Here is a 14,987-nt window from a genome sequence, read left to right as displayed (position 1 = left end):
AATTAACTGATAACTAAAAACTGAACATTGAATACTTTTTTAATGTGCTTCCAACCAGTTTTTACCCATTCCAATTTCCACATCTAAAGGAACAATCATTTTAAAGGCGTTTTCCATTTCGTGTTTAATCATCGGTTGAATTTTCTCTAATTCACTGTTATGTACATCAAAAACTAGCTCATCATGCACTTGTAACAACATTTTTGATTGCCAGTTTTCCGATTTTAGTTTTTTATGAATGTTAATCATCGCAATTTTAATAATATCTGCAGCTGAACCTTGAATTGGTGCGTTTACGGCATTTCTTTCTGCGCCACCACGAACTATAGCGTTTGCCGAGTTTATGTCTTTTAAATAACGTCTTCTGCCTGAAATTGTTTCTACGTAGCCATTTTCTCTTGCGAAATCCACTTGATCAGAAATAAACGATTTCAACTTTGGATAGGTTTTGTAATACGCATCAATCAATTCGGCACTTTCTTTACGAGATAAATTCGTTTGATTACTCAATCCAAATGCAGAAACCCCATAAATAATTCCGAAGTTGACTGTTTTAGCATGACTTCTTTGTTCTTTAGTCACTTCTTCTAAAGGCACATTAAAGACTTTCGCAGCCGTACTTTTATGAATGTCTTCGTTGTTTTTAAACGCTTCAATCATGTTTTCTTCGCCACATAAAGCCGCGATAATTCGCAATTCAATTTGAGAATAATCGGCAGAAACTAAGGTGTGATTTTCATCTCTAGCAATAAAAGCTTTTCTAATTTGTCTTCCTCTTTCGGTACGAATTGGAATATTTTGTAAATTCGGATTGTTAGAACTCAAACGACCAGTCGCCGCAACCGTTTGCATATAATCGGTATGAACACGACCTGTTTTCGGGTCAACCTGATTTGGTAAAGCATCAATGTAAGTACTTTGCAATTTCACCATTTGACGCCATTCTAAAATGTCTTTTACAATCGGATTGTCGTTGGCTAAATAACTCAGAATTTCCTCGCCAGTCGCATATTGACCCGTTTTGGTTTTCTTTTGTTTTGCGCCACCAATTTTCATTTTTTCAAATAACACATCACCCAATTGTTTTGGAGAAGCTAAATTGAAAGTTTCACCAGCGGTTTCATATATTTTTTGTTCTAAAGCTTTACTTTCAGCCGTCATTTCAACTGACATTTTCTTCAAGAAATCGACATCTAAGTTGATTCCTTCCGTTTCCATCGCCGCTAAAACGGGTACTAACGGAATTTCAATTTCATCGTATAATTTTTTCGTACCCACTTTTTCTAAAATCGGTAAGAAATGATTTTTCAATTGAATCGTCACATCAGCATCTTCCACCGCATATTCTTTGATGTCGTCTAAAGGAATATCACGCATATTACCTTGATTTTTCCCTTTTTTACCAATTAATTCAGTAATAGATTTCGGAGAATATTTCAAATAGGTTTCACTCAACACATCCATATTATGACGCATATCTGGATTAATCAAATAATGTGCAATCATCGTATCGAATAAGTTTCCTTTGACTTCAATTCCGTAATTCGCTAATATTTTGATATCGTATTTGATATTTTGTCCGACTTTTTCGATGTTTTCATTTTCGAAAAACGGCTTGAATTTATCTACTAAGATCTGTGCTTCTTCCTGATTTTCTGGAAACGGCACATAAAATCCTTTTCCTTTTTCCCAAGAAAATGCCATTCCAACTAATTCTGAATTTAAAGCATCTAAACAAGTCGTTTCCGTATCAAAACAAACCGAAGTCTGATTCATTAAATTCTGAATAAACATTTTTGTAGGTAAATCGCCTTGTACGTTTTGGTAAAAATGTTCTGTATTTTCTAATGTCGCGTAATAAGAAGTGTGTGTTTCTGTTGTTTCTTCCGCATCAGAAAAACCGAATAAATCATATTGTTCATCATTCGTTTTCTTAACTGGCGCTTTCTTTAAAACAGTTTTTTCTGAATTTGGTTCTTCAGTAGTTGCTGCTGGATTGTATAATTTATCAAACTGCGCTTTCATTTGACGGAATTCTAATTCCATAAACAACGCATCTGTTTTTTCTACATCTGGCGTATTTAATTCGTAATCTTTTTCGTCAAAAGTTACAGGACAATCCAAAAGAATAGTCGCTAACTTTTTAGATAAAATTCCTTTTTCTTTATTGGCTTCAATTTTTTCTTTTAAAGCACCTTTCAGTTTATCCGTATTGTCTAAAAGGTTTTCCATCGAACCAAATTCAGCTAATAATTTCTTCGCTGTTTTTTCTCCAACACCTGGTAAACCTGGAATGTTATCCACGGCATCGCCCATCATTCCTAAATAGTCGATGACTTGTAATGGATGTTCCACTTCAAATTTCGCTTGTACTTCTGGAATCCCCCAAATTTCAATATCATTCCCCATTCGAGCTGGACGATACATAAAAATATTTTCAGAAACCAATTGTGCAAAATCCTTATCTGGCGTTACCATAAAAACTTGATAATTTTCTTTTTCGGCTTGTTTTGCGATAGTTCCAATTAAATCATCTGCTTCAAAACCGGCAACTTCTACAATCGGAATATGCATCGCACGTAATAAATCTTGAATATAAGGAACGGCAATTTTTATCGCTTCTGGCGTAGCATCACGGTTGGCTTTATATTGTTCGAACATTTCCAAACGAAACGTACTTCCGCCTTTATCAAAAGCAACAGCTAAATGATCTGGTTTTTCACGTTTGATTACATCCATTAGGGCATTCATAAATCCCATAATGGCTGAAGTGTCCATACCTTTTGAGTTGATTCTTGGATTTTTTATAAAGGCATAATACCCTCGAAAAATAAGTGCGTAAGCGTCTAAAAGAAATAAGCGTTTTTGTGACATAAATGGTTTTTTATTTATTCGATGGTAAAAATACAATTCTTTAAATAAAAAATCTTTGTTAAAATTGAATTAATGTTTATGTTAATTGTGAACTAGTTAGTTAATTTGTAAAAAATAATAAAACATGAAAGGTTTAATACCGTTAATTATATTGTTAATTGTTGAATTCTATTCGTTTCAAGCAATTAAAACCATTACGAAAAACAAATGGGCGTTGATGATTTACTTAGTTGTTTCATTAGCCTTGATGCTTTTTATAGTATATTCATTTATGAATTTCGATAGAGGTAAAGGTCAAACCAGAGGTACATTATTTGTAATTGGTTTAGCTTTGATTACTTATATTCCTAAAATTTTAGTCTTTTTAGTTTTATTTATTGAAGATATTTCACGTTTGGTTGAAGCTTGTGTGATGAGTTTTGTAGATAATGATAGAGAACAATTTTTTATTCCGAGAAGAAGATTCGTAAGTCAGATTGCTTTAGGAATTGCAGCGATCCCTTTTAGTTCGTTGCTTTACGGAATGACGATTGGAAAGTATAATTTCAAAGTGATTAGACAACAATTGTTTTTTGATGATTTACCAGAAGAATTTGATGGAACTACGATTACACAAATTTCAGACATTCACAGTGGTAGTTTTGATGAAGATACCGATAAAATTAAATATGCGGTTGATTTAATTAATGAACAAAATTCCGATTTGCTATTGTTTACAGGTGATATTGTGAATACACATGCGAAAGAAATGGATCCGTGGATTGATACTTTCAAAGGCTTATATAACCCGAAATTAGGAAAATATTCTATATTAGGAAATCATGATTATGGGACTTATTTTGATTGGGGTTCTGAGAAAGATGAAAATCAAAATTTTGAAAATATTAAAGCGATTCACGAAAAAATAGATTTCAAATTAATGCTGAATGAAAACGTCAAACTTAAAAAAGGTGCTAGCGAAATTGTTTTAGTTGGAGTGGAGAATTGGGGAAGAAAGTTTGGAAAAAAAGGCGATTTGAAAAAAGCTACGACAGATGTTAAGCCTGAAGATTTCAAAATTTTAATGAGTCACGATCCTAGTCATTGGGATGAAGTGGTGCAACATGATGAAGACCATTATCATTTGACATTATCTGGTCATACACATGGTTTGCAATTTGGAATTGAAATTCCAGGTTTCTTCAAATGGAGTCCGGTGCAATATATTTACAAACAATGGGCTGGTTTATATGAAAATGCAGGAAGATACATTTATGTAAATCGCGGTTTTGGATTTCATGCCTATCCAGGAAGAGTTGGAATTATGCCAGAAATCACGGTAATAGAGTTAAAAAAAACCAAAAAAGTGGCGTAATCACTTAAAAAGTCTGCATATTTGTTTGATATATTAAAAAAATATTTACATTTGTTTAATAAACACTTCGGTCTATGTCGAAATTTGGAGAACTTATAGATGCACAAGTACCCGTATTAATTGATTTTTTTACGGAATGGCATGAGCAATCTATTACTATGAATGAAACAATTCGTCACGTTGCTGCTGCCTTAGGCGATAAAGCAAAAGTGATTAAAATTGATGTAGATAAAAATAAAGAATTAGCAGAAGCACTGCGTATTAAAGGTTTGCCAACTTTTATGATTTATAAAGATGGTCAAATGGTTTGGAGACAAAGCGGTGAATTTGATGCGAATACTTTAATTTCTCTTATTCAAGAACAAGCTTAGGCGATTTTTTCAAAATTAAACCCTTTACTTTTTAAAGTTTCAATAGTTTTTTCTAAACTATTGAGTATGTTTTTTTGTGCTTTAACGCTATCGTGAAACACAACAATACTTCCTGAAGTAACATTGTAAACTACATTTTCATAGCAGGTTTCTGGAGAAAGATTGATGTCATAATCTTTACTCAACACATCCCACATAATTATTTTATAGCCCAGTTTTCGTAATTTATAAGATTGCCAAGGCGTAATTTTGCCATAAGGCGGACGAAATAACTTCGAATTTCGAATTTTAAATAACGAGTTCAGTTTGATTTCACAAGCTTGAGTATTGCTTATGTACGTTTTTGTATTTGTTTTCCAACCTTTTAAATGGCTATAGGTGTGGTTGCCTACAGAATGATGCTTAGAAATGATTTTCTGTACGATTTCTGGATATTTCCTTACGTTATCTCCAATACAGAAAAATGTAGCTTTAATTTGATGTTTTTCTAGAATTTCTAAAACTTTTTCTGTGATTTCAGGCGTTGGTCCATCGTCAAAAGTTAAATAAATAGTATTGTCAGTATTCGGAATGTTCCAAACCTGATTGAAAAATAGGAGTTTTAGTATTTTAGGAACCTTTGTCATTTATCACCCAAAAGTAATAAAGTTTTGAGTTCCTTATCGTCTTAAGTAGTTTTTTATTTTCAATTAATCTTAAGATTCGTCTTTTGTGGTTTTTACGAGTCCAATACCAGCCATAAAAAATACGATTCCTAAAATACCATATATAATTAAGGATTTAATATCGCGTTCGCTTCCAGAAGTATCAGTAAATACAAATGCGGTATAAATTAGGCCAACAACTCCTAGAATTGTTAATAATGCCCCAAAGAGTCTTTTAATGTTCATGATTTTAAATTTTGAAATGTATTCAAAGGTAAAATTTAAACTATTTTGCTTTGTTATAGAATTATGATAACAAATTGTAAAATTGCTACTTTAGAGACTAGTTGAATTAGAATTGTATTCTGTTTTCAAAGTGAAATTAAATAAAAAAAGCCATTCAAATGAATGGCTTTAGTGTTTGTTTTTATTATTTTTTATTCGATACTGATTCCATAATCACCCATCATCTTATTATAATTTTTGAATTTAATAATTTGTTGATTGTAAAATTCTAAATCGTTATTTTCCTCTGCAATTAGCATCAGCATATAGTATCTTTTAATTTCGTCATTAATTTCTCTTCCGTAAAACGCTTTTTGTTTTTCAGATTGTGAATCAAAGAATGTAATTTTTTCTTGGTGTTTTTTAATCAGCTGAGTTATTATTTTTCTTGCTTCAGCTGGTTTACCAATTTTATAATATCCTTCTGCAAATGGATTTACTGTAGTGTAATATTCAAAGTAATCAATTGGCATGTTTTTCATAGCAATTTGAATCACTTTTTCCGCTTTGTCAAATTTCTTTTCTTCAATTAATGCCGTCATTAAACGAGAAAGATTGTTTCTGTATGATAAAGCATTTTTACGCGTTTCTGGATCGTGATAAATTTTATCGCTTCCTGCGTTACCCCAAGTCCATTTGTTGATAATATTGTACATTTTGTCTGTGTCAATATAGCCCATATCATAAGAGTTTCCTTCTTGTAATTTGGTTCTAATTGGGACCAATTTATAAACCATTCCGTCTAATTGAAGGTATTCTTTCATCCAAATATAATCGTCAGATCCAAAACTTCCTGGAGAAAAGTAAATTGGTCTTTTCCAGTTGTTTTCGTTAAAAATATCTAACATTAATATTCTGTTTTTATAAATCGCACCACCTTTTAATTTTAAATTTATTTGTGGCACAATAGAATCGTAATATTTCGGAGAAACGACTTTATTTTTGATAATATTTTGTTTGTCAACTTTAATTTTCAAATGCTCACTTGGGTAAAAATGTACAAATTGACCGTTTTTCATTTCTCTTTTAGAACGATCGTCTTTTAAGAAATCTAACGTTAAACCTAAATCTAATGTATCTGTTGTTCTTTCGTCAAATAAGCAATAATTTCTCTTGTCACCCACATATTGATCGTGAGTAAATGAAATTGGCAATGCATCAGATTTGTTCGATTTCACCTTCATTTCATCAATATACCAATCTGTAGCCAATAAACTCGTGTTTACAATTCTAACATCGGTTCTATAACCTTCAATTTCTTGTAAATACCACATTGGGAAGGTGTCATTATCACCAATAGTAAATAAAATCGCATTCGGTTCACAAGAATCTAAATATGCTCTTGCCATAGCAACTGCTGTATGTTTACAGCTTCTGTCATGGTCATCCCAGTTTTGAGAAGCTAAAACGACTGGCGAAGCCAATAACGTTGTTGCCAAAACGACTGGTAAGGCCACTTTCGGATTTACATATTTTAAAATATATTGATAAATGGCATAAATTCCAACACCAATCCACATCGCAAAAATATAGAATGAACCAACTAAAGCATAATCTCTTTCTCTTGGTTCAAAAGGTCTTTCGTTAAGATAAACTTTTAAGACTAAACCAGTGAATAAAAACAGTAGTAATAAAACATAAAACGATTTCCATTCTTTTTTAGCGTGATACACCATTCCGATAACAGCTAAAATAAAAGGTAAAAAGAAATACGTGTTTCTACCTTTATTGTTTTTCATGTCGGTAGATAATTCACTCTGATTGTCTAAGTGTAAATTATCAATAAAACCAATTCCGCTTAACCAGTTTCCTTCTAAACTTTCATAATTTCCTTGTAAATCATTTTGTCTTCCAACGAAATTCCACATTAAATAACGGAAATACATGTAGCCAAACTGATATTCAAACATGAATTTCATGTTGTCTGAAAACGAAGGTTTTTCAATAGTTAAATAATCGCCATATGTTTTTAAGAATTCTTCATATTCGTCTAATCCTAATTTGTTTGAAGCAAATTGACTTCTGAAATCGGAAACAATTTCTGTAAATTGTCCTAATTTATCTTCATTTGTTTCACCTGTTTCTTCATCATAAAAAGCATCGTGATTAATGCTGAATTCTAATGGCTTTGTAAAAGTCATGTAGTTTTTTGCGTGTTCTTCACTCCAAAGTCTTGGTAAGAAAGCATTGTGTTTCGAGTTCGGATTATGATTGGCGTCTTTATAGTTATTTGTAATTATATATTTACCTGTTTTTTCGTCTCTTTCGTAGTTTGGTTTGTCATCAGAATACGGATCTTCTTCATCTGCACCAGCATAAACATTTGAAAATTGCGGACCATAGAATAATTTCGTTTCACCGTATTGCTCTCTGTTGTAGTATGCTAAAACCTCGGCAGCATCACTTGGTTTGTTTTCGTTAATGTTAATGTTAGAATTGGCTCTAACTGGTAACATGATCCAAGTTGAAAATCCAATTAAAATAAATAACACGCACAATAATAAGGTGTTATACTCTACTAAACCTTTTTTCTTAGTGTATGATAATCCGAAATAAAATCCAGTAACAATTAATATAAATGCAATGATAGTTCCTGAATTAAAAGGCAATCCCATTGAGTTAACTGCGAAAATTTCCGTTTTCGCGAAAAATGATAAAGTGTATGGAAGTAAAAATTTAAAAATGAACATTAAAATTGCCAGAATTACTACATTGGCAATAATGAAATTTTTAGTAGTTACATTTTTTTGCTTTTTGAAAAAGTATAACATTCCAATTGAAGGCAAGGTTAACAATGCCATAAAGTGTACTCCAAATGAAAGTCCAATTACCAAAGAAATTAAGATTAACCATTTGTTTCCTCTTTCCGTTTCTAGTTCTTCTTCCCATTTTAATCCAAGCCAAAATAATAAAGCAATAAATAGAGAAGCCATTGAATATACTTCAGCTTCTACGGCATTAAACCAAAAACTATCTGTAAAAGTATAGGATAAAGCTGCTACTAATGAAGCGCCTAAAGTAAGTTTTGAAGTTTCGTCATTCCATTCAGAAGTTGCTTTTACCACTTTTCTAATAATTTTAGAAAGTGACCAGTACATAAACAGAATTGTAAACGCACTAGAAAAAACCGACATCATGTTAATCATTAATGCGATTTGTGTATTGTCTGTTGCAAACATTGCGAAAAACGCACCCATCATTTGGTATAAAGGTGCTCCTGGTGGGTGACCAACTTCTAGTTTTGCGGCAGTAGCAATATATTCACCACAATCCCAAAAACTCATTGTAGGCTCAACTGTTAAAGTGTAAGTAACTAATGCAATTATAAAAGCAAACCAACCTGTGTAGGTATTCCATTTGCTGTAATTAAATGAAGTCATATTTATGCTAAATTAATTTAGATTACAAAGAAACTATTTATTGAAGAGATTACCAATTAAATTTTTCTTAAAAATTTTTGTAGAAATGTTTGCAGGAAAAAAAATATATATTACATTTGCACTCGCAATTACAAAATAATTGGTCCATGGTGTAATGGTAACACTACTGTTTTTGGTGCAGTCATTCAAGGTTCGAGTCCTTGTGGACCAACAAAAATCCCGCTTTGAAAAAAGCGGGATTTTTTATTTTTATAAAGTTTAGATTTCTTGTATAAAAAATCCCGTTCTGATTAATTCGGAACGGGATTTTTATTTCTATTATGTTGAGCTTATATTTTAAAAGCTACAACCGGTCTTTTTGCATGATTTACTAAATCTTCAGAAATACTTCCGTTTAAAAAGTGAGATAAACCTTTTCTACCATGAGTACAAACTCCAATAATGTCAGTATTTGAATCTTTGGCAAAATGTAAAATTCCTTTTTCTACATTAATGTCATTGTAAATATGAGTTGAGTAGTCTGAAAAATGGAATTCTTCAATAAAACTTTTAACTTTTTCTTCAGCAGCTCTTGTTGTGCTAAAATTATTTGGTGTTATCACATGTAATAAGTTGATATGAGAACCAAAGCTTTTTGCAAATTCAACTACTTTTTCAAATGGTTTTTTAATTTCTTTAGAAAAATCAGACGCGAATGTAAGTTTGTCTACTTTGAAGTCTTCTTCTTCTTTTTTGATTACTAATACTGGAATTTCAGAATTTCTAGCAACTTTTTCTGCATTAGAACCTACAAACATTTCGTGGAAACCACTAGCGCCATGAGAACCCATAACAACTAAATCTACATTATGTTTTTTTGCATTATCCATAATTCCGTCAAAAGCCTTGTTGAATTGTACTAAACTTGAAACTTTTACATCGTCTAAAAAACTAGCATTCTCCAATTCTTCTAATTTTTCTAATGCACTGTTTTTAAAAAACATTAATTCGGGAATATCATGTGATGTGTGAAGTGCATCATTTCCAGATGTAGATAATTCTAACATGTGTAATAATATAATTTCGCCATCATTTTTTTTGGCAATCTGTGCGGCTACTTTTAGAGCATTTTCGGCATGTTTAGAAAAGTCGGTAGGTACTAAAATTGTTTTCATTGTGTTTAAATTTAATTACGGTTTGTTAACAAATATAAAATTACAAAATTATTTTGGAATTGTTGAACTTTTTTTGAAAAATGAAATATTTGTACATTTCAAAAAAAATGTTGTATATTTGCGCAGTTATTTCGTAATGAACCAAATAATGAGGCACGCATTGCGTGCCTCTTTTTATAAAGATGACATTTAAAGAAAAAGTAAAAGACTTGCTTGGCAAGGCATTAGAAGAAAACCCACAATTGTTTTTGATAGATTTAGATTTCTCAGAAACAAATAAGATATCTGTTGTTTTAGATGGAGATTCAGGTGTTAATTTGCAAGATTGCATTAACGTGAACAAGTTTTTAGACAACGGATTAGAAGGAGAAGAAGTAGAATTTTCTATTGAAGTGGCTTCGGCAGGTTTGTCTACACCGTTAAAATTGGTAAGACAATACAAGAAAAACATTGGTAGAACGTTAAAGGTAAAAACAATTTCTCAAGGGGATTTTGAAGGAACTTTAACTGAAGCAGATGAGGATGGCGCAACCTTAACTTGGAATGCGAGAGAACCTAAAGAAATCGGAAAAGGAAAAGTTACAGTAGAGAAAACTTTAAAGATTTCTTATACAGATATAAAAGAAGCAGTAGTAATAATATCATTTTAAAAAATAAAGCATAACATGGAGAATATTGCATTAATAGATTCATTTTCAGAATTTAAAGACGACAAACTAATCGACAGAGTTACCTTAATGGCAATTTTGGAAGATGTGTTTAGAAATGCGTTGAAAAAGAAATATGGTTCAGATGACAATTTCGATATTATCATAAATCCTGATAAAGGAGATATGGAAATTTGGAGAAACCGTGTGGTTGTAGCTGATGAAGATTTAGATTTTGAAAATGAAGAAATCACTTTAACAGAAGCAAGAAAAATTGAGCCAGATTTTGAAATCGGTGAAGAAGTATCTGAAGAAGTTAAATTAATTGATTTAGGAAGAAGAGCAATTTTGGCTTTACGTCAAAACTTAATTTCTAAAATTCATGAACATGACAATACAAATCTTTACAAGCAATTTAAAGATTTAATTGGTGATATTTATACAGCAGAAGTACATCACGTTAGACCTAAAATGGTAGTTTTAATGGATGATGATGGTAATGAAATTATTTTACCAAAAGAAAAACAAATACCAAACGATTTCTTCAAAAAAGGAGAAAACGTAAGAGGAATTATCGAAAGTGTAGAGCTTAAAGGTAACAAACCTCAAATTATCATGTCGAGAACAGCACCAAGTTTCTTAGAGAAATTATTCGAACAAGAAATTCCAGAAGTTTTTGATGGTTTAATTACAATTAAAAAAGTAGTGCGTATTCCTGGTGAAAAAGCAAAAGTTGCCGTAGATTCTTACGATGACAGAATTGATCCAGTAGGAGCATGTGTTGGTATGAAAGGTTCACGTATTCACGGAATTGTTCGTGAATTAGGAAACGAAAATATCGACGTTATTAATTATACACAAAACATTCAATTGTTTATTACTAGAGCTTTAAGCCCAGCTAAAGTTTCTACAGTAAAAATTGATGAAGAAAATAAAAAAGCAGAAGTTTTCTTAAAAATTGAAGAAGTTTCAAAAGCCATTGGTAGAAACGGACAAAACATTAAATTAGCAAGTCAATTAACTGGTTACGAATTAGATGTAATTCGTGAAGGTGTTGTTCAAGAAGAAGATGATGTAGAATTAAGAGAATTTAGCGATGAAATTGAAGAGTGGATTATTGAAGAATTTGAAAAAATCGGTTTAGATACAGCAAGAAGTATTGTTGATCAAGATGTAGCTGATTTAGTAAAAAGAACCGATTTAGAAGAAGAAACCATTTTAGATGTAATCAATATTTTAAAACAAGAATTAGATAGCTAGTTCATACAATATTAACAGCATCACAACACACAGAAAATTAAGCAAAATACAAATATGTCTGAAGAAAGAGTAATACGAATAAGTAAAGTTTTAAAAGAATTCAACATTTCACTAGATAGAGCTGTTGACACCTTAAAAGAAAAGGGTCACACCATTGAGCACAGTCCCAATGCAAAAGTTTCTCAAGTGGAATTCGACGTCTTGTGCGATATTTTTTCGGCCGATAAGGGAAACAAAGTCGCTTCGAAAGAAGTTGGCGAGGAAAAGAAAAAGGAGAAAGAAGCATTAAAACGTGAAATCGAAAAAGAACTTGAAGTTAAACGTCTTGCCGAAGAAGAAAGACAAAGACAAGAAGTAATTAAAGCGAAAGCTGTAGTTACTGCTCCTGTTACTTTAGGAAAAATCGATTTAAATCCTAAAAAACAAGAACAACCTAAAGCTGAAAAACCAGCTCCAGTTGGTCAAGAGAAACCTGTTGTTGCTCAAGAAAATAATGCTGTTGCAAAAGAAGAAAAACCAGTAGTTGCAGAAAATACTTCAGACAAACCTGCAGAAACTGAGAAAAAATCTTTTGAAAAAGCAGAAAAAGCTCCAGTTGCAAAAACAGAGGAGCCTACAATTCAAGCGCAACAATTCAATCCTGACGGAACTCCAATTGAAGTGAAGTTAGATACACAATACACGAAACTTTCAGGAGCTACTTTCACAGGTCAAACGATTGATTTATCTCAATTTAACAAACCTAAGAAAAAGAAAGAAGAGTTTAAAAAACCAGGTTCACCAGGTGCTGCAAATAAACCAGGTACGCCAGGAACTCCAGGTGCAGCCGGTTCTGCAGCAAATAAACGTAAAAGAATCGTAAAACCAGGAACTCCAGGTGCTGGAGGTACAGGTACTGGAAACACACAAGGCGGTGGTCAAGGTGGTTTCGTAAAAAAACCATACCAAGGCGGACAAGGCGGAGGTGGTTTCAAAAAACCAGGTTTCAACAAAACAACTCCAATTGTAAAAGTCGAGCCAACTGAAGAAGAAGTAAAAAATCAAATTAAAGAAACTTTAGAAAGATTACAAGGAAAAGGTAATAAATCTAAAGCGGCAAAATATAGAAGAGATAAAAGAGATACACACCGTCAACGTACGGATGACGATTTAGCTCAACAAGATTTAGAAAGCAAAATCCTAAAAGTAACAGAATTTGTTACTGTTGGTGAAATTGCTATCATGATGGATGTGCCAATTACAAAAGTAATCGGAACATGTATGTCATTAGGAATCATGGTTACGATGAACCAACGTTTGGATGCAGAAACATTAACTATTGTTGCTGACGAATTTGGTTACGAAATGCAATTTATCACTACAGATATTGAAGAAAATACTGTAATTGTTGAAGATACTGACGAAGAATTAGAATTCAGAGCGCCAATTGTTACGGTAATGGGTCACGTAGATCACGGTAAAACATCTTTACTGGATTATATTCGTAAAGCAAACGTTATTGCTGGAGAATCGGGTGGAATTACACAACACATTGGAGCATACGGAGTAACTTTAGATGGTGGTCAAAAAATCGCTTTCTTAGATACACCAGGTCACGAAGCCTTTACAGCGATGCGTGCTCGTGGTGCTCAAGTTACCGATATTGCTATTATCGTTGTTGCGGCTGATGATGACATCATGCCACAAACGAAAGAAGCAATCTCTCACGCTCAAGCAGCTGGAGTTCCAATGATCTTCGCTATCAATAAAGTGGATAAGCCAAACGCTAATCCAGAAAAGATTAAAGAACAATTAGCAGGTATGAATTTACTTGTTGAAGATTGGGGTGGAAAATACCAATCTCACGATATTTCGGCTAAATTCGGACAAGGAGTTCCAGAATTATTAGAAAAAGTATTGTTAGAAGCGGAAGTTTTAGAGCTAAAAGCTAATCCAAATAAACCGGCTCAAGGAACCGTTGTAGAAGCACAATTAGACAAAGGTCGTGGTTATGTATCTACAATCTTAGTACAAGCTGGAACATTGAAAATCGGTGACTATATGTTAGCTGGAAAAAATCATGGTAAAATTCGTGCTATGTTTGATGAAAGAGGTAATAACATAAAAGTAGCAGGTCCATCAACACCAGTATCAGTATTAGGTTTAGACGGAGCGCCAACAGCTGGTGATAAATTTAATGTTTACGAAGACGAAAGAGAAGCAAAACAAATTGCTACAAAACGTGCACAATTAGCTCGTGAGCAATCTGTTCGTACGCAAAAGCATATTACGCTTTCAGAAATTGGTCGTCGTATTGCTTTAGGACAATTTAAAGAATTAAACATTATCCTTAAAGGAGATGTGGATGGTTCGGTTGAAGCTTTATCTGATTCGTTCTCTAAATTATCTACTGAAGAAATTCAAATTAATATCATCCATAAAGGGGTTGGAGCAATTACAGAATCTGACGTATTATTAGCTTCTGCTTCAGATGCAATTATTATCGGATTTAACGTTCGTCCTGCTGGAAATGCTAAAGCATTAGCAGATAAAGAAGAAATTGATATCCGTAATTATTCTATTATTTACGCTGCTATTGACGACTTAAAAGACGCGATGGAAGGAATGCTTTCTCCAGAATTGAAAGAAGAAATTACTGGAACTGCAGAAATTAGAGAGTTATTCAAAGTTTCTAAAATTGGAACAATTGCTGGATGTATGGTTACTGATGGTAAAATTATCCGTAACAACAGAATTCGTTTAATTAGAGAAGGTGTAGTTATCTTCACTGGTGAATTAGTTGCTTTAAAACGTTTCAAAGACGATGTAAAAGAAGTTTCTAAAGGATACGATTGTGGTATGCAAATTAAAGGATACAACGATATCAAAGAATACGATATCATTGAAAGTTTCCACGAAATTGAAATCAAAAAGAAATTGAAATAATATATCTTGATAAATTAAAAATCCCAATGAAAATTGGGATTTTTTTTGTTTTATGAAATAGCAATAAACTCAAAATTTCTTCGTTATTCAAAT

10 protein-coding genes and 1 tRNA gene are annotated in these 14,987 nt (G+C 32.4%); 6 read left to right on the top strand and 5 right to left on the bottom strand.

What is annotated here, in order from left to right:
* Positions 1-39: 39 nt before the first annotated feature.
* On the bottom strand, positions 40-2,874 hold the full coding sequence (polA, locus tag BMX42_RS09430) for a DNA polymerase I (protein WP_091312875.1): 2,835 nt from the start codon (positions 2,872-2,874) through the stop codon (positions 40-42).
* A gap of 124 nt (positions 2,875-2,998) precedes the next feature.
* On the opposite strand from polA, the gene BMX42_RS09425 reads away from it, so the two are divergent.
* Positions 2,999-4,228: a metallophosphoesterase gene (locus BMX42_RS09425; RefSeq protein WP_091312872.1), complete on the top strand. Its 1,230-nt coding sequence runs from the start codon at positions 2,999-3,001 to the stop codon at positions 4,226-4,228.
* A gap of 74 nt (positions 4,229-4,302) precedes the next feature.
* Positions 4,303-4,599, top strand: a complete 297-nt coding sequence (locus BMX42_RS09420; RefSeq protein WP_091312869.1) for a thioredoxin family protein — start codon at positions 4,303-4,305, stop codon at positions 4,597-4,599.
* On the opposite strand, the gene BMX42_RS09415 is transcribed toward BMX42_RS09420, so the two are convergent.
* The 3 genes from BMX42_RS09415 to BMX42_RS09405 all read right to left on the bottom strand — a co-directional run bounded on the left by BMX42_RS09415 (position 4,596) and on the right by BMX42_RS09405 (position 8,908).
* Positions 4,596-5,225, bottom strand: a complete 630-nt coding sequence (locus tag BMX42_RS09415; protein ID WP_091312865.1) for a polysaccharide deacetylase family protein — start codon at positions 5,223-5,225, stop codon at positions 4,596-4,598. The two genes, BMX42_RS09420 and BMX42_RS09415, sit on opposite strands and share 4 nt — an antisense overlap.
* A gap of 69 nt (positions 5,226-5,294) precedes the next feature.
* Positions 5,295-5,489: a hypothetical protein gene (locus BMX42_RS09410; RefSeq protein WP_091312862.1), complete on the bottom strand. Its 195-nt coding sequence runs from the start codon at positions 5,487-5,489 to the stop codon at positions 5,295-5,297.
* A 191-nt stretch (positions 5,490-5,680) separates the two neighbouring features.
* Positions 5,681-8,908, bottom strand: a complete 3,228-nt coding sequence (locus BMX42_RS09405; RefSeq protein WP_091312858.1) for a DUF2723 domain-containing protein — start codon at positions 8,906-8,908, stop codon at positions 5,681-5,683.
* Positions 8,909-9,048: 140 nt separating this feature from the next.
* On the opposite strand from BMX42_RS09405, the gene BMX42_RS09400 reads away from it, so the two are divergent.
* Positions 9,049-9,119 (top strand) — tRNA-Gln (locus tag BMX42_RS09400).
* Between the two features lie 118 nt (positions 9,120-9,237).
* Here the strand turns inward: BMX42_RS09400 and BMX42_RS09395 are convergent.
* Positions 9,238-10,062 (bottom strand): universal stress protein, encoded by an 825-nt coding sequence (locus BMX42_RS09395; RefSeq protein WP_091312855.1) that lies wholly within the window; start codon positions 10,060-10,062, stop codon positions 9,238-9,240.
* 182 nt (positions 10,063-10,244) lie between these two features.
* Between BMX42_RS09395 and rimP the strand changes: the two genes are divergently transcribed.
* The 3 genes from rimP to infB are packed head-to-tail and all read left to right on the top strand — an operon-like array spanning position 10,245 to position 14,894.
* On the top strand, positions 10,245-10,712 hold the full coding sequence (rimP, locus tag BMX42_RS09385) for a ribosome assembly cofactor RimP (protein WP_091312848.1): 468 nt from the start codon (positions 10,245-10,247) through the stop codon (positions 10,710-10,712).
* Positions 10,713-10,727: 15 nt separating this feature from the next.
* Positions 10,728-11,969: a transcription termination factor NusA gene (gene nusA / locus BMX42_RS09380; RefSeq protein ID WP_091312844.1), complete on the top strand. Its 1,242-nt coding sequence runs from the start codon at positions 10,728-10,730 to the stop codon at positions 11,967-11,969.
* 54 nt (positions 11,970-12,023) lie between these two features.
* Complete coding sequence (gene infB, locus BMX42_RS09375; RefSeq protein ID WP_091312841.1) at positions 12,024-14,894, top strand: translation initiation factor IF-2; 2,871 nt, start codon at positions 12,024-12,026, stop codon at positions 14,892-14,894.
* Positions 14,895-14,987 lie beyond the last annotated feature (93 nt).

This window comes from Flavobacterium terrigena, assembly GCF_900108955.1.
Taxonomy (GTDB): domain Bacteria; phylum Bacteroidota; class Bacteroidia; order Flavobacteriales; family Flavobacteriaceae; genus Flavobacterium; species Flavobacterium terrigena.
Note: the sequence above shows the minus strand (reverse complement) of the source record. Positions and strands in the feature narration are given on the sequence as shown.